Below are 22,801 nucleotides of genomic sequence, written 5' to 3'. Positions count from 1 at the left end.
GTGCCGCTATGTGCTCTGTGGGCTGTAGTGCTCCAGGAACATGTCGACGCCGCTGGTGATGAGACGGTCCGTCAGGTCCTCGTCGATATGTGTGCCGTAGGAGCTGAAGACCATGTGAGGGAAGACCAGGAGCCCGTAGAACTGGATGATCGCCACCTGCAGGTCGGGGATGGCGAGTCGGCCCTGTTCGGCCAGGGCGCGCAGGGCGCCCGCGACTGCGGGGTGGTGGCTTTCCGTGCCGCGGTGTCTCCAGGCCTCGCCCAGCTCGGGGAAGCGGTGGAGCTCGGCGGCGACGAGGTTGCGCAGGGCGGTGACCTCGTGGTTGGTGCGGACGGCGTGGACCCAGGTGCGGGCCGCCTCGACGAGGGCGGCCCGCAGGTCCTCGGCATCGGCCAGGCCTTCCAGCGCGGCTGACGACTCCCCAGCGAGCGGCTCGTCGAGTGCGCTCGTGATGACGGCCGTGAACAGGGCTTCTTTGCTGCCGAAGTGGTTGTAGACGGTCACCTTCGACACGCCGGCCTCGGCGGCGATGGTGTCCATTCCGACGCCGAAGCCCTCCCGCAGGAACAGCTCGCGGGCGGCTCGCACGATGGCCTGCCGCTTGAGCTCCGCGCGGGGTCCGCTGGGTGGCTGTTTGACGCTGTCCACGCTCATGAGTCGACCCTAGCACCCACCTGAACTGTACGGTTGAGTTCATATGAACTGAACAGTATGGTTCAGATTGGAGCGTCGGCCGAGCAAGGCCGTGCGCGAGAAAGGGGATCTCGTGCCTTCTGTGACTCATCAGGTGACCGCTTCACCGCAGACTGGCGACCCGCCGGTCCGGCGATGGCTCACCCTCGCCGTCGTAAGCGTGAGTCTGCTGGTCGTCGGGCTCGACACCACCGTGCTGCACGTCGCCCTGCCGACGCTCGTCGATGAACTCGACGCCTCCACCAGTCAGTTGCAGTGGATCGTCGACAGCTACGCGCTGATGTCCGGCAGTTTGGTGCTGTTCTGCGGCAGCCTCGCGGACCGGCTCGGACGCTGGGGGCGCCCCCGGGGCTGCGGCTCGGTCCCGCCGCGCTCGCGCTGCTGGTCGCCGGGCCACTGGCGGGCGTGCTCGCGCCGCGCCTCGGCATGCGCACGGTGTCGGCCCTCGGCCTCGCCCTGCTGTCCGCGTCCGCCGCGGTGCTCGCCACCACCGAGGCGACGGACGGCTACGACCGGGCCCTTGTGGCGATGCTGCTGCTGGGCGCGGGCGCCGGGTTCGTCATCACCGCCACCAGCGACGCCATCGTCGGCTCACTGCCCGAAACCGACCTCGGCGTGGGCTCGGCCACCAACAGCGCCGCCATCCAACTCGGCGCGGCGAGCGGAGTCGCGGTCATGGGCAGCCTGCTGTCCGACCGCTACCGCAGCGGACTCGACGCCCTCCCCGCAGCCGGTGTCGCTCCCGAGCGCCTCCTCGATTCCGCCAAGGAATCCCTGAGGGCCGCGCTCGCACTCGCCGAACGCCTGCCCGGCGAGGCCGGAGCCGCGTTCGCCGAAGCCACCCGCCGCGCGTTCGTCGACGGCATGGGACCGGCGATGTTCGCCGGGTCCGGCGTCACCGCGGCGGGCGTGCTCCTCGCCCTTCTCCTCGCCCTTCTTCTCGCGCCGTCCCGTGGCGCGGACATGACCGGAACAACGCACCAGAAGGACTCACCATGACCCACTCCGCAGCCGGTGCCCCGCACACGGCCGAACACGACCACCACCCGCCCGCCGACCCGCGCCGCTGGGCAGCCCTCGCACTGATCTGCCTCGCTCAGTTCATGTTGATCCTCGACGTCACCGTCGTGAACGTCGCCCTGCCCGACATGGCGGCCGACCTCGATCTCGGCCGGGAGACGCTGACCTGGGTGGTCACCGCCTACACCCTGTGCTTCGGCGGGCTGATGCTGCTCGGCGGCCGACTCGCCGACGCCCTCGGCGCCCGCCGCACCCTGCTCGCCGGACTCGCGCTCTTCACCGCCGCCTCGTTGGTCACCGGGCTGGCCCAGAACGCCCCGACACTGGTCGGCGGCCGGATCGGCCAGGGCGTCGGCGCAGCCCTGCTGTCACCGGCAGCGCTCTCCCTCGTCACCACCACCTTCCACGGTGCCGAACGCAACAAGGCGCTCGGCGTCTGGGCGGCCATCGGCGGCATCGGCTCCGCGGCCGGTGTGCTCCTCGGCGGAGCCCTGACCGATGGCCCGGGCTGGCAGTGGGTCTTCTACATCAACGTGCCCGTCGGGCTGCTCCTGCTGATCGCACTGCCTACTCTCGTCCCGGCCCGCGCGCCGCAGCCCGCGCCACTCGACATCCCCGGCGCGCTGCTCGTCACCACGGGCACCGCCGCCTTGATCTACGGCCTGGTCAAGGCGGGGGACACCGGCTGGGCGGACACCTCGACCCTGCTGCCGCTCTTCGGTGCGGCGGCGGCGTACGCGGCCTTCGCGGCCGTCGAACGAGCAGCCCGGGCCCCGCTGATGGACCTGCGGATGTTCACCCGGCGGCCGGTGCTCGCAGGTGCCTTCCTGATGCTGATCGCCACGGCCCTGCTGATCGCGTTCTTCTTCCTCGGGTCGGTCTACCTCCAGCACCTCCGCGGCTTCAGCCCGCTGAGGACCGGGCTGGTGTTCCTGCCCGTCGCCGTGGCCACCGGTATCGGCGCCCACCTCGGGTCCCGGCTCGTCGGCCGGATCGGCAGCCGCCCGACCGCCGTCGCCGGCATGGCCGTCGCTGCCGCCGGAACCCTCCCGCTGACCCGGCTGTCGGAGACCGGCAGTGTGCATGCCGGGCTCCTGCCGGGCTTCGTGATCGCCTCCCTCGGCCTCGGCGCGGTCTTCGTCACCGCCACGACCACGGCCCTGGCCATGGTGGAACACCGGGAGGCGGGGCTCGCCTCCGGGGTCGTCAACACCTTCCACGAGGTGGGTGGCTCGATCGGCGTCGCCATCGTCTCCACCGTCGCGGCATCCGGCTTCGAGCGAGGCTCGGTAGGCGGCTTCGCCGACGCGTTCACCCTGTGCGCGACAGCGGCCGCTGTCAGCGCCGTCATCGCCCTGGGCCTCGTACCGCGGGGCAAACCGCAGTCGACCGGCGGACCGCACGTCCACTGACAGGGCGGGCCGCCGACCAGGAGCAACCAGCCCGGTTCTTCCTCCGTGTGTCGGGAGCCGCCAGAGCTCACCCGCCTGACAGCTCCCGACCGCGGACCTCCGACTCAGTGGGCGTGCCCGTCCTCCGCGTGGCCGGCTTCTCCTTCGCCTGCGCCACTTCCGGTGCTTCCGGTGCTTTCGGCGCTGGGTGAGGCGTCGGGCGTCTTGGTTCCGGCGTCCTCGGTGTGGCTGTCAGCAGTGTGGCTGTCCTCCGTCACCGCCGTCTCCGAGTCGCTCGTGCCCTCCTCGCCGTGACTGTGGCCGTGGCCGCCACCGCCGGACTCCGCGGCCATGTCGGCTGCGATACCGCGCAGCCCGACGAAGGCCACCGCAGCGGTGACCAGCACCAGCAGCCCGGTCGGGCCGATGATGCTGCGCCAGCGCGCGGCGTCGTAGCGCAGGACGTACGCCACGAAGGACAATGCCAGCCCGAACGGGATCAGCATCGCCGCCCGTTCCGGGAAGTCCTCGAAGTGCTGCAGCCCGCCGCTGAGCATGCCGATACCGAACGACAGCGCCAGCGAGGCCAGCACGATCGCGACCACCGTCGAGGCACTGGGCCGCTGCCGCTTGAGGACGAACTCGTTCAGCAAGGTCGCGCAGAGGAAGACGCCCGCGCCGACCAGCGCGATCACCGTGTACCGGTCAGGGTCCAGCGGGTGGTGCACCACCGCGCCACTGATCAGCCCCGCCCCCACGAACGTCGTGGCATACCCCAGATAGTCACCGATCACCGGTGTCCGCTTCTTCGCCCGCCGACGCGCCCGACGGCCACCGGCCGGGGGAGCGGTGTCGGACTCGGAGGACCGGCTGCGACGGGGCGCGGGCTCCGAGTCCGAAGAGGCCGGGTCCGGGGCCGGCTGGACATCGGGCGTCCCTTGGCTGTCCGGGCGGACATGGACACGGGCCCGTTGGGGAGCCTGCGGGTGGGGCTGATATCCGAGGTGCTGCTGGTACTGCTGCGGGTGAGTCTGGTACTGCTGCGGGTGAGTGGGGTGTGCCTGCGGCTGGGCGGGCATGCCGACGCGGTCGGCGAGGTGGGGCTGGGTCACGAATCGAGGCCTTTCGCGGGTGGGACGGGCACGCGACAGGGCATGCCGGCCCGCCGGGGGCGTGCGTGGCAGGGATGCGTCGGGTCAGCGGCAGGAGTGACGGGTTCTTCGCCCGGGCCGGACCTCGGGGGTGCCGGTCTTCGAGCGATGCCCTGCCTCGTCCTACGACGAGGTACGACGGGGCCACGGCTGCGCGCTGTGACGGCGGCCTAGATCCGCAGGACAGCCGGCTGCGCGATATTGAAGCTTGGCGAATGCCTCGGACGGGGTGGTCGGTACAGGCTGTACCACGAGGCCTGAATGCGCCGCCTGAGCTGCCCGAACAGGGTGACGCGACGCCCTTGGAGCCGCCGACCGCCGACTGCCAGGAGAGCACAACAGCCGATGACGGCAGCACACAGGCCGAATTCCGCCGCGTCCGAAGTGCCGTGACGGCTGTGCCCGTCGGAAGCCGTCGCGAGGGGCGGAGCCGCTCCTTCATCCTGTGCGGTCGGCTCCGGATGAACGGCGTGAGCGTGGGCGACGGTCCCCTGTTCGGGGCGCGCGCCGGCGCTGCCCGCGTGGGCCAGGAGGTGCATCAGGCCGAGAGCGAGGAGCAGCAGGAGGAGCAGTCGGCCGACCGCCCCTTGCCCTGCTCTTGCTCCGTTGCTCATACGCTCCGTCATCTCGCCGTGGCGCCGCCGCGACGCCTCCACAACCGTCGCGGCGCATCAGAGTACCCGTGAGCGATGGTTGAGCGGCAAGCGGTGAGTGACGGAAATCGCTCAGCGGGCAGCACGGGCGGGGTCGCCGCACACGCAGGTTTTCCGGGCCGAAGCCGCTCCGGAATCCATGAGGTGAGAGGCCGCGGCCTGGAGCAGTGCCGCCGCCGTGAGCCTGACGACGGGATGACCGACAGCCCGGCGCAGCGGTTCCGCCCGCCAGGTCACTGGGTCTCTCCGCCCACGAGCTCGTAGCCGGCCTCGTCGACTGCGGCGGCGACGGCGGCGGAATCCAGCGGCTGCTCGCTGGTCACCGTGACCTTGCCCGACGGCAGATCCACCTGGACGTCCTCGACCCCGGGGAGGCCGCCGAGTTCGGAGCTGACGGCCTGAACGCAGTGAGCGCACGTCATGCCCTGGACGTCGTACACCTTCTGAACCATGTGCTGCTCCTTCCCAAGAGAGAGCAACGATGATACCCCCAGGGGGTACGTGCCCGCCGGGCGGGACTGCCGCCGGTGGCTTTGGCCCTGCCTCCAGGGCCTGAACCAGCCGGTCGGCACCGGTCCCTTCGCCGGCGGTCTCAAGCCGGGCGAGCACGCCGTGTCCCGATTCCATGTGCGCGGCAGTCGTGGAGATGTTCCTCTTCCTCGGCATCCTGTTCGCGGCGGTGGCATACGCCTGGCATGAGGGGGCTCTGAGGTGGACCTGAGAGGCGCTCTTCGGCGTACGGCGATGAACCGCCCGGCGGTGCTGGCGGTGACGCTGCCCGGAGCGACGGAACTTCGGCTGGAGGCCGAGGCGGCGTTCGCCAGTGGGAATGGCCCGTCGTAGATGCTCAGGCCGCCGCGGATCTGCTGCTCGGCGGCATCATCGTCGGCGCGGCGGCCGTCTGGCGCTACATCGCCCCGGCCGCCGCCGACGGGCAGGTGCTGGTCGTCCTGGCGGTCACGGTCATGGCGGTGGAGATGGCCATCGGGTTCGCCGTGGTCACCGCGCTGTTCCGATCCCGCGAAGTCGACATGACCGACATGGCAGCGGAGTTGAAGGAGTGAGCGCGCCGCCGTGGGCGCTCGTCGCGCTGCCGCTGACCGTGGGGACGCTGCTCGCGGTCGTCGGCCGCCCGGCGAACCGGTACGCCCCCCGGTGTCGCGGTCGGCACGCCGTCGCCGCGCTCGGCCTCGCCGTCGCGGTGGCGGTGTGTGGGAGCCTGCCGGGACCGGTCGGCAGTTCGCCTTTCCAGGAACCGACTCAGTAGCATGTCCGGCATGTTGCGTGTGAGCGGTCGGCTGCGTGTGGGAGGGGCCTTCGGGTACCTCCTGCTGGTTGCCGCGCTCACACTCGGCGTGTTCGCCATGCACACGATGGGTCATCCGGAGCACTCGTCAGGCCCAGGAACAGGCGGCGCATCCCATGCCGTGGCCGGCTCGCACCAGGGCGACATGGCCCAGGGGCCTGCCGAGACCCGGACCTCCACCGAGCCCGTGGCAATGGCGGACCATGGGGCGGTTGCACCGACCCCACCGACGGCGGACGGGCCCATGACGGGCATGGACGTGCTGTCCGTATGCGTGGCGGTGCTCACCGGCTGGCTGCTGTGGTTGTTCCTGTGTGCGGCGGCTCGTCGGAAGGAGCGCCTGACGGCCCTGCTCGTCCGAGCGATGGCCGTGCTGCCTCCCCTCCCACCACCCCCCAGACCTCTCCTCGCACAGCTGTCAGTTCTGCGGATTTAGGCCGGACCCGCAGCGCGGGCTTCGTCATGCCCGCGCACGCCGCGCGTACCGCCACCTTCACTGACAGAACTGATCAAGCGAGGTATTTCGTATATGACCGCCCACAACTCTGCCCTGCGCCGCCGTCTTCGTCGCCGTATGGCAATCGTGAGCACCGTTGCGGCAGGCGGGCTACTGCTCGCCGCCTGCGGCGGGGACGACATGGAGGGCATGGACCACGGGAGCGGCAGCTCCGCCTCCGCCACGTCCACCCCGACGGCGGGTGACAACCCGGCGCCCGGCGCCTTCAACGACGCGGACGTCATGTTCGCGCAGATGATGATCCCGCACCACGAACAGGCCCTGGAGATGGCCGAGCTCGCGGACGGCCGGGCCTCCGATACGGAGATCAAGAGCCTGGCCGCGGACATCGAGAAGGCCCAGGACCCCGAGATCCAGACCATGAAGTCCTGGCTGAAGGCCTGGGGCAAGCCGGAGTCGGCCGAGGAGAGCATGCCCGGCATGGACCATGGGTCCGGCGGTATGGATCACGGATCCGGGATGTCCGGGATGATGTCCGAAGAGGACATGCAGAAGCTCGAGGCCGCCAAGGGCACCGAGTTCGACCGGATGTTCGCGGAGATGATGATCGAGCACCACAAGGGCGCGATCACCATGGCGGAGGACGAGCAGAAGAACGGCCGTAACGCCACGGCCAAGAAGCTCGCCGCCGACGTCGTGAAGACCCAGTCCGCCGAGGTCGAGAAGTTCGACAAGATCCTCGACCGGCTCTGATCCGCATCACCCACTGACCGCCCAGGGCTCCGGAGCGCGCACCCGAGGGCCCGGGCGGTCATCTCCCCATGCCGCCACGACCGTGATCGGCCGTCGCCGCTCCGGTGCACCCATACGCTCCGAGGAATCATGAACAAGCGCCCTGCCGCCGTGGCAATCACTGCCCTGGCTCTCGCCCTCACTCTGGCCGCCTGCTCCGACAGCGGAGACAGCGGAGACAGCGGAGACAGCGAGGACTCGACCGGCAAGTCCGCAGCCGGGACGACGGTGAGCCATATCCACGGTCTTGGTTTGGACCCCGCCGACCAGCGCCTCTACGTCGCAACCCACGAAGGCGTCTACACCCCCGACGCCAAGGGGAAGCCAGAGCTGGTGGGCGACAGCAAGGACGACTTCATGGGCTTCACCCTGGCCGATGACAAGACCTTCTACGCCAGCGGCCACCCGACCTCCGGCGGAAACAAGGGGCTCATCAGGAGCACCGACGCGGGCAAGACCTGGAAGTCCCTGTCCCTGTCCGGCGAGTCCGACTTCCACGCTCTGGACTTCGCCCACGGCACGGTCTACGGCTACGACTCCACCAACGGCCTGGTCCGTACGACCAAGGACGGCGTCTCCTGGAAGGACGGGGCCCGGCTCGAAGCCCTCGACATAGCAGTCAGCCCCACCGACCCCGGCGTCATCCTGGCCACCACGGCCGAGGGAGTCGCCCGAAGCAGCGACGGCGGGAAGACCTTCACCCAAGGGCAGAAGCCCGTGATGGCCTTCCTCTCCTGGAGCACGAAGGACGCCCTCTACGGCATCGACACCTCCGGTGGCCTGAACCGCAGTACGGATGGCGGCACCACGTGGAAGAAGGTCTCCACCGTGCCGGGCGGCCAGCCACAGGCACTCACCGCTGTCGCCGCCGAGCACGTCCTCGCCGCCACGCAGACCGGGGTGTTCGAGTCGAAGGACGGAGGCAAAACGTTCGAGGAGCGCCTGGCCGTGACGTCGAGCGGCGGCCACTGATCGGTCGAGCGCCGCGACCTGAGCAGCCAGGTGAGACTCTCGGAGCGGGCGTGACGCCGGAGGGACCGCGACGGGCGGTCAGTCAGTCAGGCGGCCATCATGACGACCATGGCGCACATCGTGCCGCCCATGCACGCCGGGAATCCAGAGGGAAGCGATGACAGCACCGGGAGCCTTGGCCCCGCCGACCCGTGCCTCGCACGGCGTCGTCCGCTGGGCTCATGCTGCCGTCATCACTCTCCTTACGGCACTCGCCGTGCTGATTCACCACGAGTCGGCCGCCGTGGCGATCGGCCCGCCTTCTTCGCCCGCCGCGCATGTGATGACGCCCGGCATGGTGATGTCGGGCACCCATGCCGCACCGGCGACGGCCATGTCCGGGCATGGGCACGGAAGCGCCACAGCGCAGACCTCGAAGCCGACTGCGGCCACCGTGCCGACGATGATCCCTGCTGATGGCCCGGCGTGCGACGGCATGGCGATGCAGCACTGCTCGACCGCGAGCCTTCAGGTCGTGAAGCTCGCACCGCCGACCCAGTCCCTGGCGCCGCAGGATCTTGCCGCACACGAAGTGGTCCCCTCCGGGGCGAGGGCCGCCGGGACGGTGGGCCGAGCGCCCCCAGACCTGTCTGTCCTGTCTCAGTTGCGCATTTAGGCCGTGCCCAACGGCTTCCTCGTGCCCTTGTCATGCCGAGGAGCCGTCCCAGCACGCCAACTCCCGTATGCGCACACTGAGATCGAGGACATCCATGCACAGCATCAACCGCCGCTCCGTCCTGCTCGCCGGGCTCGGCGTCGCGGGCGCCGGCGCGCTCGCCGCCTGCAGCAGCGGCTCCGACGCGACACCCGCCCTGGTCAGCCCCTCCGGCTCGGCGGTCGCCGCAGCCGAGAAGAAGCGGAAGGGCACCGGCAGGACGCAGAACGTGACCCTGACCGCAGCGCCGGCCATGCTCGACCTCGGCGGGGGCGTCATGGCCAAGAGCTGGGCCTTCAGCGGCCAGGCTCCCGGCAAGGAGATCCGCCTGTCCGTCGGCGACACCCTGGCCGCCGAACTCTCCAACCAGCTGCCGAACAGGACCACCACGTCCATCCACTGGCACGGCGTCGCCATGCGCAACGACATGGACGGCGTACCCCCGGTGACCCAGCAGGCCGTCCGGGCGGGTGCCAACTTCACCTACCGCTTCATCACCGACGCCCCCGGCACCTACTTCTTCCACCCCCACGTCGGCGTCCAACTCGACCGGGGCCTGTACGCGCCGCTGATCGTCGAGGACCCCAGGGAACCGCTGTCATACGACGACGAATGGGTCGTCGTCCTTGACGACTGGGTCGACGGGGTCACCGGCACCCCCGACGAGGTCCTCGCCGAGCTGCGGCAGGGCATGGGCGGTATGGGCACAGGCGGCCACTCCAGCTCCAGCGGTCACGAGGGCCACGACATGGGTGACATGGAGGGCATGAGCATGGACATGGGAGACGACTCGCCGTCCCCGTCCGCCTCCCCCTCGTCCGGTGGCATGTCGATGAAGTTCATGCTGATGGGCGCCGAGAGCGAGCTGCTCGGCGGCGACGCCGGCGACGTGAAGTACCCGTACCACCTGGTCAACGGCCGTGTTCCCGCCGACCCCGCCGTCTATCAGGGCAAGCCCGGTCAGCGGATCCGACTGCGCCTCATCAACGCGGGCGGCGACACGGCGTACCGAGTGGCGCTCGGTGGCCACAAGCTCACCATCACCCACACCGACGGATTCCCCGTCGAGCATCAACAGGTCGACGCCCTGCTGATCGGCATGGGGGAGCGGTACGACGTCCTGGTCACCCTCGACGACGGCGTCTTCCCGCTCGTCGCGCTGGCCGAGGGCAAGGACGCCACCGGCATGGCCCTCGTCCGTACGGGATCCGGTAGCGCACCGAAGGCGACCGTCCGCCCGAAGGAACTGAACGGCAACATCCTTACGGCGTCCCAGCTGCGCGCGGCCGACGACTTCCGCCTCACTTCCAAGAAGGTGGACCGGGTACACCGAGTCGAGCTCACCGGCGGCATGGACAAGTACAACTGGGCCATCAACGGCAAGGTCTACGACATGGATGACCCGGCCGCGAATCCGCTCACGATCGAGGAAGGGCAGAGGGTCCGGCTGGACTTCGTCAACACCACCGAGATGTGGCACCCGATGCACCTGCACGGCCACACCTACCAGCTCGGGGACAGTGGCCCGCGCAAGGACACCGCCATCGTCCTGCCCAAAAAGAAGCTCTCCGTCACCTTCGACGCCGACAACCCCGGCCAGTGGATGCTGCACTGCCACAACGCGTACCACGGAGAGGTCGGCATGATGGCGCTGGTCGCCTACCAGGACTGATTGTCACCGCTGTGCTCGGTCCGGGGCCGGTTCGTCCGGCCGGCCCCGACACCGGGAAGTGAAGGCGGGCGGAGATCGACAGACTGCGCGAGGAGGTCAGTCGCCTGCGTCGCGAGGTGGAAACCGGCACCCGGCACGCCGACTCCGCCAGGGGTGCCGCTTCACGCCGAACACCCGTGCCTGAGCGAGACCATGGACCTATGGGGTTTTCCTCCCCGTCGTCCAAGGCATCGCAGCGGACGAGCAGCCGCGAAGGAGGGCGTATGACCACCACCGGCCGCAAGGAGCTGCAACACCCGCGCTTCGCCCGCCAGTATCTGAAGATCGCCACCCAGTCCGACCGGCGCGGCGGCGCCGCACACCGCGACCGGCTGCTCGCCTGGCTGGCCGGTCGAGTGCTGGAGGTGGGCGCCGGGCAGGGCCGCAACTTCGGGCACTACCCGGATACCGTGACCCAGGTGGTCGCGCTCGAACCCGACGACACCCTGCGCTCCGTCGCCGAGAATGTCGCGGCCTCGGCACCGGTGCGGGTCACGGTAGTGCCAGGTGAAGCCGCCGAACTACCCGACAAGGACGGCGAGTTCGATGCCGTCGTCGCTTCGCTCGTGCTGTGCTCGGTCGACGACGTGCCCGGCGTTCTGACGGAGATCGCCCGCGTCCTGCGGCCCGACGGTGAACTGCGTTTCTATGAGCATGTGCGCTCGCCCCACCGCTGGGCAGGCTGGCTCGAGGATGCGATCACCCCGCTGTGGAGCCGGGCCGGAGGAGGCTGCCACCCCAACCGGGACACCGAGACCGCCATCCGTGCCGCCGGATTCACCATCACCGACATCGACCGGTTCGGCTTCGCCTTCTCTCCGTTCGTCCCGAAGACCCTGCACATCGTGGGGACAGCCGTACGATCGTGACGGCCGGGTGCCGCAGCGCAGCCCTCGGCCCAACGCCTTCTTGGCCCCTCCGAGGATGCGGCCGGTGCGGCGGGCCGGAGGCTTCAGCCTTTTGTTCTTGTCCGTCATGCTTCTTGCACTCCTGGGCGAGATCCGGGACCGTGGCGCCGGCCCTCTACCGAGCCCGCAGAGACAGCGCCAGCTTGTGCCGCTCGGCGGTCAGCAGGCGCACGCCCGGAGGCGGGCCCCCTGCTCCTGCCCGTGGAGCAGCGGGGATGATGGCGAGAACGGCTGCCAGGGGCCACGGTCCGGGGCGCCGTACCCACGCAGTGCCGTTGCCGTGCCCTGCCGCGCGGCCGGCGACGGTCCGCGGCTCGGATCTCAGTGCGGGTCAGGCTGGGGGAGGGTCTGCGCGCACCAGATGGTCTTGCCGTTGGTGGTGTGCCGGGTGCCCCACCCCTGGGTGAGCTGGGCGACGAGCAACAGGCCCCGGCCGCCCTCGTCGAAGGCGCGGGCCCGGCGCAGGTGTGGAGCGGTGTTGCTGGCGTCGGAGACCTCGCAGATCAGGGACGTATCGCGAATCAGCCGTAGCCTGATCGGCGGCTCGCCGTATCTGATGGCGTTGGTGACCAGCTCGCTGACGACCAGCTCGGTGACGAAGGCCGCCTCCTCCAGACCCCAGGCGTCCACCTGGTCGACGGCGAACTTCCTGGCGCGCGGCACCTGCGCGTGGTCGGGCTCCACGGCCCAGTCGGCGACATGCCGGCGCGCCAGCGCGTGAGTGCGAGCCAGCAGCAGCGCGGCGTCGTCGGTGCGGCGATCGGGGAGCATGGCGTCCATCACCGTGTCGCACAGGGCTTCCACTGAGGTGGCCGAGTGGTTCAGGGCTCGCTGCAGTTCGGCGATCCGCTGGTCGACGTCGCGCTCGCGGCTTTCCACCAGTCCGTCGGTGTAGAGGGCGAGCAGGCTGCCCTCGGGCAGCTCGAGCTCGGCGCTCTCGAAAGGCAGCCCACCGATGCCGAGCGGCGGTCCCGGAAGGGCGGGCACCGGGGTCCTGGTGCCGTCCGGGGAGATGATCAGCGGCAGGGGATGGCCGGCGCTGGCCAGCGTGAGGTGTCGGGAGACAGGGTCGTAGACGGTGTACAGGCAGGTCGCCCCGGACTCGCCGGTCTGCTGGAAGTGGCCGGTGGGCTGGAGGTCGCTGGCGAGGTGGAGGACCAGGTCGTCCAGGTGGGTCAGCAGCTCGTCCGGCGGCAGGTCGACGTCGGCGAGGGTGCGGACCGCCGTACGCAGCCGCCCCATGCTGGCCGAGGCGTGCAGGCCATGGCCGACGACATCGCCGACGACCAGGGCGACCCGGGCGCCCGACAGCGGAATGACGTCGAACCAGTCCCCGCCCACCTCCACGCCGGTCCCGCCGGGCAGGTAGCGGGATGCCACCTCGACCGCCTCCTGGTTCGGCAGCCCCTGCGGCAGCAGGCTGCGTTGCAGGGTCAGCGCGGTCGTGCGCTCGCGCGAGTACCGGCGGGCGTTGTCGATGGCGACGACTGCCTTGGCGGTCAGCTCTTCGGCGAGGATCAGGTCGTCGGCGGTGAAGGCCTCGGGCCGGTCGAGGCGGGAGAAGGCGACGACGCCGAGCAACGCGCCGCGCGCCCTGAGCGGCACGGTGATCCGGCCGGTCAGCCCCTCCGTGGCAAGGGACTCGTCGATCAACGGGTTGCCCGGTGGCCAGTGGGCCGGGTCGGCGGCGAGCCCGGGCCCGAAGGCCCATTCGCCGCCCTGGCCGGGTTCAGCGGCGAGCTCAACCGTGGACCTGCCGGTGGCCATGCAGCGGGCGGCGACGGAACCGGGAGCGTGGCTGACCGGCGTCGTGGGCCCGGGAGCCCGGTCGGTGTCCTCCCTCGCGCTGTGCTGGGCGGCACGACTGAGCACGATGGTCTCGCCGGGGGTGAACGCGGACACGGAGGGCGGCTCCTCTCCGCGCAGCACCTCGTCGAGGAGATCCACGGTGACGAGGTCGGCGAATCCCGGTACCGGGGTCCTGGCCAGTTCCTGGGCGGTGCCGATCACGTCGAGTGTCCGGCCGATGCCGCCGCTGGCCTTGTTGAGGATGAGCAGGCGCTGCCGGGCCCAGTACTCGGCGCTCATGTCGAATCCCCAGTTGGCGACCGCGAGGACCCTGCCCTCGGCATCTCGGACGGGCCATATGCTGGTGGCCCAGGCGTTGGCGTAGTTGCTGCCGAGCGGGCGGAAGACGGTGATGAGACGCGTGGGCTCGCCCGTCCTCGCCACTTCGGCGAGCGCGTCGGTGTAGGGCTTGTCGTCCCTTTCGGGAAACAGCTCGCGGTCGAATTCGGGAAACAGCTCGCGGTACTTCTTGCCGAGCACTTGCTCCTCGGAGTGTGCTATCACCCGGCCCGAGGAGGCGTTGATCCACAGGAACCGCAGTTCAGGGTCGTAAACACCCAGAGCGAAGGGGCACTGCTCGAAGGCCCGGTCGGCGATCACCGGGCGGCGTCCCCAGCGCTGGATGGTCACCACGTGGCCCAGCGCCCGCCTGTCGGGGCCGAACAGCGGGTGAGCCGCCACCACGGCGTCCACCGTGGAACCGTCCCGGTGGCGCAGGGGGATGAACCCCGTGGGGTCGGGGCCGGCGTCGTAGCCCTCGGGGAAGCCGGGGGGCGGGGGATCGACCAGCAGATCGGTCACGGGGCGGCCGACGGTGTCCTCTGCCGTCCAGCCGAGCAGCAGCTGGCACCCCTCGCTCCAGCCGCTCACCATGCCGTCCGGATCCACCACGGCAACGGCAGTCGGCGCGTCCTGCTTGTCGGCCATCTCCACGCGCCACGCCTCCGTCCGGGCATCCGGGCCCGTCAGGGCTGGTTTCCAGCGGCTGCTTCCAGCCTAGATCGGCCCCCGCGCTACGGCGCTCCGGCCGGTGCGTTCGGGGCGCCAGGTGCCGGAGCGACTGGGGCTGGGGCTTGCCCCCCGCTCGACAGCAGCCGCGGCGCGTCCGCTTGGCCCGTCGCTCGACGAGCCCGCCCGGCAGCCCGCCGGCACGGCGGCCGGGCCGCACCGCCGGCGTCCGTCCAGCGCAGCAAGAACCGCCCCGGCCTCCACGGCGGGGCCGCGGCCAGGGGTGAGACCGTCGCCGTCGGCGCGGCCATCACGTCGGCCGTCGCGCCCGCATCGACCGTTTCGCGGAAGGCGCGCAGGTCGTACTCGTGGAGGGTTGTTCGCCGCGCAGGCCGCGGGTGTCCGCGGTGGTGATGGCCGAGGGGAGTTTCGGGTCCTCGGAGTAGCCCTCCTCGCCCCGGCCCCACAGGGGATGGCGCAGCAGAGGTTGAGGCCCACACGGTCGTCGCGGGGCCGCATCGCGCGGGTCTCCGTGGAGACGGCCTCGCCGTCGACCGCCGCGACGCCGCGGTGGTCGACGGCGGGCGTGAACTGGTGCGGGATCCGATCTTTTCGTCGGGGGCGAGCCGCGACAGAAGGTCGTCGATGCGCTTGGCGAACGGCAGTCGCGGATCACGGAAAGGCGGTGGTGTGTGCGGCGTGTGTGTGGAACGTGGGATTTTATTGAAGTGGAAACATCTGGGACACCGACCACCACTACGAGATCATGCTCTGGGTCAACTGCAACGGAGCAGTCGGCCCGATCGGCAGCTATGAGGGCAACGTCACGCTCGGCGGCCACAACCGGAACGTCTACAAGGGCGCCAACGGATCGAACCAGGTGTTGACATCAGGGCCGAGGCCGGTCCGCGTCCTCCTGAGGCGCGGTCGACCTCGGCCCCGGATCAGTAGCCGTAGATCATCTTGTAGGCGACCTCCGGGAGGAACTGTCCGGCCGAGGAGCCGGTTCCCACGCCGCAGTTGCCGTCGGACTCGCCCGGGACCTTGATCCACAAGAGCATCTCGGCGCCTCCGCCCAGCTGGGTGGGGGTGCCGATACGGCGGCCTGAAGGGTTGCACCACTGGCCGTTGGAGCCGTTGCCGTTGCGGCTGGTGTCCACGACGAACGGCTTGGTGTAGCCGTACCGGGCGCCGAGTTCCCTGTTGACGGCGTTGCCGTACGCAGTGTTCTCGGCCGTGGTCAGGTAGTTGGAGACGTTGAGCGAGAAACCGTGGGCCTGCCGGAGGCCCGCTTCGTGAAGGCGCCGGGCCATGGTCGCCGCGCTCGCCCAGGCCGGGTTGCCGGCGTCGAGGTAGACCCAGGTGTTGGGAGCCTGACGGTTGAACTCGGCGAGCGCTCCGGTCAGCATGCTCTCGCGTTCGTCGATCTGCGCCTGGGTCATGCAGCCGTAATCCCCGAGGGAGTCCGGTTCGAGGACGACGACGGCCGGTCGGCTGGCGATCCCGCCCGCGAACTGGGCGATCCAGTTCGCGTAGGCGGACGGCGAGGAGGCTCCGCCTCCGGAGTGCCCGCCGCAGTAGTCGCGGTTGTAGATGTTGTAGGCGACGAGGATGGGCAGTTTGTCGCGGGCGTCCGCGGCGCCCACGTACGCGCCGGTGGCGGTGCCGATGGTGCCGCTCCAGGAGCCGAACCAGCGGGCCGTCGGTGTGTTGGCGATGGAGGCGTTGATCGCGGGCGCCCGGCCGTCGCCGGGGTTGGCGGCGACCCACCGCTTCGCGCTGGAGTCGGGGTCCACGTAGAACCCGTTGGTCATGGTCGTCGGGTCGGCCGCGTGGGCGGCCGGGGCGGCGGCGAGCGCCAGCGGCAGCGAGGAGAGTGCTGCCGCCAGGGCGAGAAGTCTGCGGCGCATGACATTACCTCGGCTTTCTGACAGGGGTGCGTCCGAAGGTCGGCGGCGAGTGTGGGGAGCGCTCCCACCGGAAGCGCTCCCCACGGCACAGTCGGTCAGCAGGTCGAGTTGGTCTGGGTGAGGAGGCCGAGCCGCCACGGGAGCAGGTTGTAGTCGCCGCCCGCGTTGGGGTTCATGCCCTGGTAGAGGTACTGGAGTCGGCAGGAGGGGATGGTCAGTGTCTGGTCGTAGCCGGCGCGGATCATCTCACCGTGGCTGACGTCCCTGGTCCAGGCCCCTGACGGGAAGGTGACGTTGTTGGCCCTGGCGAACGGGTTGCTCTCGGACGCGGCCAGTTGTGTCCAGGAACCGGCAAGGCTGCCCGAGGTCCAGGAGCGGAAGTAGCGTCGGCCGTCCGATCCGATCGCCTCGACGAGGAGCAGGTACTGATTGGAGCCCTGCACCTTGTACACGTTGCTCGCTTCGAAAAGCGCGTACTTGGAGTCCCGGGCGGCGATGACGGTGTTGGTGAAGCCGTTCGGGAACTGGCCGACGCTTGTCTGGGACCGGTAGAGATGCCCGTTGTCGTCGGACGAGAACAGGTAGCAGTTGGCGTTGTCGCAGATCACCCACATGTCGACCCAGTGGCCGTTGCCGATGTTCTGCCGGATGATGTCCGGCATCGACGAGTAGAAGTGGCGCGGTGCGCTCCACCCGTTCGGATTGCTGATGTCGGGATTGGTGGAGTACGACGCGTTGCCGGTCTGGTAGACGAGGTACCACAGGCGTTGCGGCGCGTAGTAGAACACCTGCGGCGCGGCCCGGTAGCCGGCTCCGATGGCACTGCGGTCCAGATAGTGGTGCGTGGCCGAGCCGGCTTGCGACCAGTCGCTGAAGTTCAGGTACACCAGGTTGTATCCGGAGCGGCTGGCGACGCTGGCGAACACGTGGTACTTGCCGTTGTACTGGACGACCGTCGGATCCTTGATGCCGGCGATGTTGTGGGTGGCGTCCGACTTCGGTGAGATCAGCGTCCCGCTGGAACTCCAGGAGAAGCGCGAGGGCAACGCGGCGGCGGACCGGGGCGAAGAGGTGTCGGCCTGCTGTGTCGTGGGCGTGCCGCCCATGGCGGTGAGCGCCGACCGGTACGCCGGCTTCTTGTTGCCACCGCGGTCGAACAGCAGCGGGTTCTCCGACGCCCGCCAGGAATCGCTGTCGCGGATGCCCCAGACGGTGATGCCGGTGCAGCGGGCCACGTTCAAGCAGGCCCGCACCGTGCTCGCGTACGCGTTCGGCGGCGCCTGTGCGATGTCGAGCTCGGTGATCTGGACGTCCACGCCGAGGGCGGCGAAACTCGACAGCGTCGTCTGGAAGTTGGCGGGCGGGCCGCCGGCGCCGAAGTGAGCCTGGAGGCCGACGCAGTCGATGGGCACGCCGCGCGCCTTGAAGTCGCGGACCAGGCGGTAGACGCCCTGGGTCTTGGCCGCGTTCCAGTCCTCGATGTTGTAGTCGTTGTAGCAGAGCTTGGCCGCCGGGTCGGTGGAGCGCGCGGTGCGGAAGGCCTGCTCTATGAAGCCGTTGCCCAACACGTCACGGAAGACCGAGCTGCGGAGCTGGCCGCTGGGGCCGTCGGCGAAGGCCTCGTTGACCACGTCCCAGGAGTGGATCCGGCCCTTGTAGCGGTTCATCACGGTGGTGATGTGGTTGTTCATCACGCCGCGCAGCGTGTTCGCGTCCCTGATGGAGTTGACCCAGCCGGGCAGTTGGGAGTGCCAGACCAGGGTGTGGCCCCGTACGCGCTGACCGCGGGCCGTCGCGCCGTTGACGATCTGGTCGGCGGGGCCGAAGTTGAACCGGCCACGGGACGGTTCGGTCGCGTCCCACTTCATCTCGTTCTCGGGCGTGACCGAGTTGAACTCACGGCCCAGGATCGTGGTGTACGTGCCGTCGCCGAGCCGTCCGGCGGCCACGGCGGTTCCGAAGTAGCGTCCGGACTGGGCGGCTTGGGCGCCCAGAGTGGAGGCTTTGACGGCGTCGGGTGCGCCGGTCGCGGTCCCGGGCGTCACCAGGGTGACCGCGGCCAGCAGGGCTAACACCGAAGCTCGGCGACGGCCGAGTCGTTTCAGCGGGTTCATGGTTCTCCTCATACGGCTGGGTGGGGGGTTGGCTGTGCGATCCTCCGATCGGTCAGGGCGTGGACAGCTCGAACCGCGTGACGCGGACCGCGCCGCCGAGCGCCTGCGTGGCGTGGTTGAAGAGGGCGAACCGGTAGCCCATGAAGAACCGCCAGTCGTTGCCCATGGAGAAGGCGGGCCCGAGGCGGGTGAAGGTGGTGCCGTCGGTGCTGTAGGAGAAGGTTCCGGGGCGTGCTGTGCCGGGGCGGATGTCCGCGGTCGCGCGCAGCCAGATCCGACCGCCGGAGGCGGGTGCGCTCGCGACCTCGGTGCCGGTGCCGGTCGTGTTCCAGTTGCCGTCCATGGTCAGCCTGTTGACCATCACCACCCGCGTCGCGCCGCCATCGCGTTTGACGCCGATCCAGGCGGAGGAGTCACGCAGCAGCGCGAGTCCGGCCCGGTCGCCGTCCCGCATCGCGGAGTGGTCGAGCTGGACCGTGGCGGTGGAGGTGGGTCCCTGGATGCGGTGTGTGAGGGTGTTGCGGGCCCAGTACAGGTCGTTGGTGACGGTCGCGGTCCGCAGTGTCAGGCCGTTGTCCACCGACCACTTGGTGTTGTCCGGGTTGTGGTTCCACTCCCACCTCGGTTTGAGGGTCGTGCCGTCGAAGGTGTCGACGCCGATCAGGGGAGTGACCTGGCGGGGTGGAGTGGGCACGGCCGGGTGGGGATACGAGGTGCCCCATGCGCCGTTGACGAGTTGCACGACGGGCCAGCCGTCCGGGGTCCAGGTGACCGGTGCCAGGGCGGGCATCCGGCCGCCGGGGTACGCGTCGACGAAGGCCAGGTAGTACCAGGCACCGCCCTGCGTCTGCACCAGTCCGCCCTGGTGCGGGACGCCACCGCCGGGGATCGGCCCGCGCAGATCGAGAAGGACCTGCCGCATCGTGTACGGACCGAAGGGGCCGCTCGACGACTTCAGGATGTACTGCCCGTTCGCGGGGCGGGTCAGAAAGATGTAGTACTGCCCGTTGATCTTGTAGAAGCGGGCCCCCTCCAGGGTGCCGACACTCGACGGTGTGGTGAACACCTGTTGCGTGCGTACCTGGTTGCGGCCGTCGGGCGAGAGCTGGGCCACGCTGATGGTGGTGTTTCCGTACGCCACGTACAGGGTGTCGTCGCTGTCCACGAGCAGTCCGGCGTCGTAGTACGGCGTGCTGATCGTCGTCAGCCTGTTCCACGGCCCCTCGACGGCGGTGGCGGTGTAGACATACGTCCGGGCGAAGTCGATCTGGCCCAGCCAGTAGAAGGTCCTGTTGCTCGGGCGGTAGGCCAGCGACGAGGCCCAGATTCCCCGGACGTAGCCACGGGCGCCGTTGAGGTCGTACTTGGCGCCGAAGTCCAGGACGGGCACCGAGTGACCGGCGATCTCCCAGTTCACCAGGTCGTACGAACGCAGGACGGGCGCGCCCGGCGAGTAGTGCATGGTCGAGGCGGAGGCGTAATAGGTGGCGCCGACGCGGATGACATCGATATCCGCGAAGTCCTGCCAGATCACCGGGTTGGTGTACTCCGAGGCGGCCGCGAGGGCCGGTTCCGCGTCGGGAGCGGAAGCGGCGGTTCGGGAGGCCCCGGCCAGAGGCAGGAAGGCACCGGTGACCAGGCCGCCGGCGGCGGTCAGCGCTTGGCGGCGATCCATGTATTGGCGAGAGCATGACATATCCATGTGTCGTTCTCTCTGCGAGGGAGTGCTCCGGTGGCGGGTCGAGCTCGCGCGTTCGAGATTGCGAACGCTGGCTGGCTCGTTGAGCATCCAGGATGATAGGTGTCTGATACATCCCGTCAATAGCCCTCGCAGGATTCGCTGGTAACGTCGAAATATTTCGAAGTCGGCGTCCATGGATGACCGGGGCGTTTCCTGCGATGTTCCGCCATCGCCAGTCAATCGGAGGCTGCAGAAGCAGCTGACGGGGTGAACGGTGTTGACATGCTCGCGAGTCTCTCTAGCATCCATGACGTCGGCGATCCGAAATCGGATCGCAATTTCGAACATTCTGCACGTGTCGTATACGTGGCATGGGCCGACCACGCGCGATTGTCATCCGCTGTCTGCCCACCATGAGCCGCACAAGCCGGTCCCTCCGCGTTCCGCCCGCACCGCACTGGACTTTCACAACACCCCCTAGCGGGCCCGTCGGTGACCAGCCCACGGTGCCCGCCTCCGAAAGGAGCCCCACGGTGCCCAGACGATCAGGCAGACGACTGCTCCGTCTCCTCTCGGCTGCCGCGCTGGCGGTCGCCGCGTCCGTCACGGCTTCAGCCCACTCCACCGCTTCGGCCGCACCGGGCAGCCCGGCGCTCACCCCGCCGCTGGGGTGGAACAGCTGGAACAGCTTCGGGTGCGGGATCACCGAGGCGCAGGTGCGTCAGGCCGCCGACGCGATGGTGTCCTCGGGCATGAAGGCCGCGGGCTATCAGTACGTCGTCGTCGACGACTGCTGGTTCGACCCGCAGCGCGACGCGGCAGGCAACCTCCGCGCCAACCCGACCAAGTTCCCCAGCGGCATGAAGGCGCTCGGGGACTACATCCACAGCAAGGGCCTGAAGTTCGGCATCTACCAGGCCCCCAACGAGAAAACCTGCGCCCAGGGCGTGGGCACCTACCCCGGCTCCACCGGCAGCAAGGGCCACGAGGCCCAGGACGCCGCCACGTTCGCCTCATGGGGCGTGGACTACCTCAAGTACGACTGGTGCTCCGGCAGCGGCACCCTCAGCGAGCAGGTCGCACGGTTCACCATCATGCGCGACGCCCTGCGTACCACGGGGCGGCCGATCGTCTACAGCATCAACCCCAACAGCTTCCACGCCCCCACCGGCGACAAGTACAACTGGGGCGAGGTCGCCGACCTGTGGCGGACGACCGAGGACCTGCTCGACATCTGGCAGAACAACAACACCAACAGCTATCCGATGGGCGTCGGCAACGTCCTGCACAGCGCGTCCGGCCGCCGTTCCCGCCACGGTGAACGTCCCTGGCTGCGCGTACTTCTCGGCCGGTACGGCCTCCCAGGTGATCGGCATGTCGCGGTCGAAGCCGTCGGAGAAGGAGGAGCGGACGGCGGCGGGCAGGGACGGGGCGGTCCCGGTGGTGGTGCGGACCTCGAAGGATGTCCGCGAGAGCTGCTGGAAGGCGGGGATGTTCTCGAACATGCCGGCCACCTGGTCGGGGCTGAGCGCCGAGTGCCACACGGTGAAGTCGTCGATCGCGCCCTTGAACAGCTGATCCGGCCAGAAGGACTTGCCGATGTAACCGGCCGCCGTGGCCGAACTGCCCAGCAGATCCTTGGCGTTCATGCTGGTCTTGGCGGAGGAGATCGCCACGCCGTCGAGGTAGGTGGTGAGCCGGTCGGCGGAGGTGTCGAGGGTGACGGTGACGGTGCGCCACTCGTTCGCGGGAAGCGTCGTGTAGCCGTTGACCTGTGTCTCCGCGCCCCCCTCGCCGGTTGTCATGGACGTGCGCAGTGTCCCGTCGCCGCTGTACGGGGTCGTGTTGAGATACGCGCTGGTGTCGGTGCCCAGATCGAAGAGCCGTTGCCAGGGCGACGTGCTGCCGCTCCACTTCACGCGGGTGGAGACCGTCAAGTCGGTGGCATCGGCCAGCACTTCGCGGGGCAGGCGGACGTACGCGCCGTCGGAGGCACTCGACCCGCCGGGCAGGGCGAGTGCCTTGCCTCCGTCCGTGCCCTCGACGGACTCGGCGGTGGAGCTGTTGACCAGGCTCGCAGTGCGGCCGTTGCCGGAACTGTCGATGATCTTTCCGGAGGAGAGGTCGTCCTGGTCGAAGGTGTAGTGGACGGTGGGGGGAGGCGCCTCGGCAGCCTGCGCCGGGACGGCCGGTGCGGCCAGCAGGCCCGCGCCGAGAGCCGCTGCCACAGCGGTCGGGGCCAGGCGCCGGGCGGATCTGTCAACGGATGACATGGATCGCGTCCTCAATCCTTGTGTACGGGTTCCGGTCGGCCCACATCAGCGACGTGGGCGGGCGGTTCGAACCGGTTCAATCATGTGGCGCCCAGCGGGGGAAGGGTGGATCGGACCCGCGTGGTTGCCGGAAGGATCGCTTCATCGAACCGGTTCGGCGAAGCTAACACCGGGGCAACTGGCCAGCAATCCCCGCGTCGCAAGGAATTGAGCAAGGGGCCGGTGGGTCATCGTCGCGGTCGCGGACGTGCGGCCAGAGGCGTTGACAGGCGTGCGGGT

16 protein-coding genes and 6 pseudogenes are annotated in these 22,801 nt (G+C 69.6%); 13 read left to right on the top strand and 9 right to left on the bottom strand.

The features are described from left to right. Positions 1 to 6 precede the first annotated feature (6 nt). On the bottom strand, positions 7 to 654 hold the full coding sequence (locus CES90_RS41535; protein ID WP_189788079.1) for a TetR/AcrR family transcriptional regulator: 648 nt from the start codon (positions 652 to 654) through the stop codon (positions 7 to 9). 444 nt (positions 655 to 1,098) lie between these two features. Here CES90_RS41535 and CES90_RS41530 point away from each other — a divergent pair, with 444 nt between their 5' ends. Next, positions 1,099 to 1,692: an MFS transporter gene (locus CES90_RS41530; RefSeq protein ID WP_189788078.1), complete on the top strand. Its 594-nt coding sequence runs from the start codon at positions 1,099 to 1,101 to the stop codon at positions 1,690 to 1,692. Continuing rightward, a complete protein-coding gene (locus tag CES90_RS41525) occupies positions 1,689 to 3,125 on the top strand; it encodes an MFS transporter (protein ID WP_189788077.1) in 1,437 nt (478 codons plus the stop codon). The genes CES90_RS41530 and CES90_RS41525 overlap by 4 nt, the downstream gene beginning before the upstream one ends. A gap of 104 nt (positions 3,126 to 3,229) precedes the next feature. Here CES90_RS41525 and CES90_RS41520 read toward each other — a convergent pair whose 3' ends face one another. Both CES90_RS41520 and CES90_RS41515 read right to left on the bottom strand, forming a co-directional pair. Continuing rightward, the gene (locus CES90_RS41520) at positions 3,230 to 4,216 is read right to left on the bottom strand and encodes a DMT family transporter (RefSeq protein ID WP_189788076.1); all 987 of its coding nucleotides are present in this window, start codon (positions 4,214 to 4,216) and stop codon (positions 3,230 to 3,232) included. Positions 4,217 to 5,141: 925 nt separating this feature from the next. Continuing rightward, positions 5,142 to 5,360: a heavy-metal-associated domain-containing protein gene (locus CES90_RS41515; protein ID WP_189788075.1), complete on the bottom strand. Its 219-nt coding sequence runs from the start codon at positions 5,358 to 5,360 to the stop codon at positions 5,142 to 5,144. On the opposite strand from CES90_RS41515, the pseudogene ndhC reads away from it, so the two are divergent. From ndhC to CES90_RS41475, 9 genes and pseudogenes are all read left to right on the top strand, one after another. Beyond that, a pseudogene (ndhC, locus tag CES90_RS52200) lies at positions 5,359 to 5,629 on the top strand (NADH-quinone oxidoreductase subunit A). The gene CES90_RS41515 and the pseudogene ndhC overlap by 2 nt on opposite strands. Continuing rightward, positions 5,620 to 5,751 (top strand): hypothetical protein, encoded by a 132-nt coding sequence (locus CES90_RS51450; RefSeq protein WP_269802002.1) that lies wholly within the window; start codon positions 5,620 to 5,622, stop codon positions 5,749 to 5,751. Before ndhC ends, CES90_RS51450 begins: the two are co-directional and overlap by 10 nt. A 20-nt stretch (positions 5,752 to 5,771) precedes the next feature. Next, positions 5,772 to 5,972: pseudogene (locus CES90_RS41505) on the top strand (NADH-quinone oxidoreductase subunit NuoK); the annotation flags it as partial. Next, complete coding sequence (locus tag CES90_RS41500; RefSeq protein WP_189788074.1) at positions 5,969 to 6,175, top strand: hypothetical protein; 207 nt, start codon at positions 5,969 to 5,971, stop codon at positions 6,173 to 6,175. The pseudogene CES90_RS41505 and the gene CES90_RS41500, both read left to right, overlap by 4 nt. Positions 6,176 to 6,743: 568 nt before the next feature. Continuing rightward, the gene (locus CES90_RS41495; RefSeq protein WP_189788073.1) at positions 6,744 to 7,424 is read left to right on the top strand and encodes a DUF305 domain-containing protein; all 681 of its coding nucleotides are present in this window, start codon (positions 6,744 to 6,746) and stop codon (positions 7,422 to 7,424) included. A gap of 129 nt (positions 7,425 to 7,553) precedes the next feature. Next, on the top strand, positions 7,554 to 8,435 hold the full coding sequence (locus CES90_RS41490; RefSeq protein WP_189788072.1) for a F510_1955 family glycosylhydrolase: 882 nt from the start codon (positions 7,554 to 7,556) through the stop codon (positions 8,433 to 8,435). Positions 8,436 to 8,592: 157 nt separating this feature from the next. Further along, entirely contained in the window at positions 8,593 to 9,090 is a 498-nt protein-coding gene (locus CES90_RS41485) for a hypothetical protein (RefSeq protein ID WP_189788071.1), read from the top strand. A gap of 94 nt (positions 9,091 to 9,184) precedes the next feature. Then, complete coding sequence (locus CES90_RS41480) at positions 9,185 to 10,801, top strand: multicopper oxidase family protein (protein ID WP_189788070.1); 1,617 nt, start codon at positions 9,185 to 9,187, stop codon at positions 10,799 to 10,801. Between the two features lie 263 nt (positions 10,802 to 11,064). After that, positions 11,065 to 11,709, top strand: a complete 645-nt coding sequence (locus tag CES90_RS41475; protein ID WP_189788069.1) for a class I SAM-dependent methyltransferase — start codon at positions 11,065 to 11,067, stop codon at positions 11,707 to 11,709. Positions 11,710 to 12,069: 360 nt separating this feature from the next. On the opposite strand, the gene CES90_RS41470 is transcribed toward CES90_RS41475, so the two are convergent. Together CES90_RS41470 and CES90_RS50575 are read right to left on the bottom strand one after the other, a co-directional pair. Continuing rightward, positions 12,070 to 14,523: a SpoIIE family protein phosphatase gene (locus CES90_RS41470; RefSeq protein WP_229914456.1), complete on the bottom strand. Its 2,454-nt coding sequence runs from the start codon at positions 14,521 to 14,523 to the stop codon at positions 12,070 to 12,072. Between the two features lie 323 nt (positions 14,524 to 14,846). Beyond that, positions 14,847 to 15,263 (bottom strand): annotated as a pseudogene (locus CES90_RS50575) (sugar hydrolase); the annotation flags it as partial. A gap of 8 nt (positions 15,264 to 15,271) precedes the next feature. Here CES90_RS50575 and CES90_RS50570 point away from each other — a divergent pair. Continuing rightward, positions 15,272 to 15,433: pseudogene (locus tag CES90_RS50570) on the top strand (GH12 family glycosyl hydrolase domain-containing protein); the annotation flags it as partial. Positions 15,434 to 15,488: 55 nt separating this feature from the next. Here CES90_RS50570 and CES90_RS41460 read toward each other — a convergent pair. The 3 genes from CES90_RS41460 to CES90_RS41450 form a co-directional block, all read right to left on the bottom strand. Continuing rightward, the gene (locus CES90_RS41460; protein ID WP_189788067.1) at positions 15,489 to 16,454 is read right to left on the bottom strand and encodes a glycoside hydrolase family 6 protein; all 966 of its coding nucleotides are present in this window, start codon (positions 16,452 to 16,454) and stop codon (positions 15,489 to 15,491) included. A gap of 95 nt (positions 16,455 to 16,549) precedes the next feature. Next, on the bottom strand, positions 16,550 to 18,568 hold the full coding sequence (locus tag CES90_RS41455; RefSeq protein ID WP_189788066.1) for a non-reducing end alpha-L-arabinofuranosidase family hydrolase: 2,019 nt from the start codon (positions 18,566 to 18,568) through the stop codon (positions 16,550 to 16,552). A 52-nt stretch (positions 18,569 to 18,620) separates the two neighbouring features. After that, positions 18,621 to 20,243 carry a glycoside hydrolase family 43 protein gene (locus CES90_RS41450; protein WP_189788065.1) on the bottom strand — a complete coding sequence of 541 codons (1,623 nt, stop codon included), beginning with the start codon at positions 20,241 to 20,243 and terminating at the stop codon, positions 18,621 to 18,623. Positions 20,244 to 20,782: 539 nt separating this feature from the next. Here CES90_RS41450 and CES90_RS41445 point away from each other — a divergent pair. Continuing rightward, positions 20,783 to 21,539: pseudogene (locus CES90_RS41445) on the top strand (glycoside hydrolase family 27 protein); the annotation flags it as partial. Positions 21,540 to 21,604: 65 nt separating this feature from the next. Here CES90_RS41445 and CES90_RS41440 read toward each other — a convergent pair. Beyond that, positions 21,605 to 22,522: pseudogene (locus tag CES90_RS41440) on the bottom strand (LamG-like jellyroll fold domain-containing protein); the annotation flags it as partial. Positions 22,523 to 22,801 lie beyond the last annotated feature (279 nt).

The sequence above is a fragment of the Streptomyces capitiformicae genome, assembly GCF_002214185.1.
In the GTDB taxonomy this organism is placed as follows: Bacteria; Actinomycetota; Actinomycetes; order Streptomycetales; family Streptomycetaceae; genus Streptomyces; species Streptomyces capitiformicae.
This window is presented reverse-complemented; position numbering and strand designations above follow the sequence as displayed.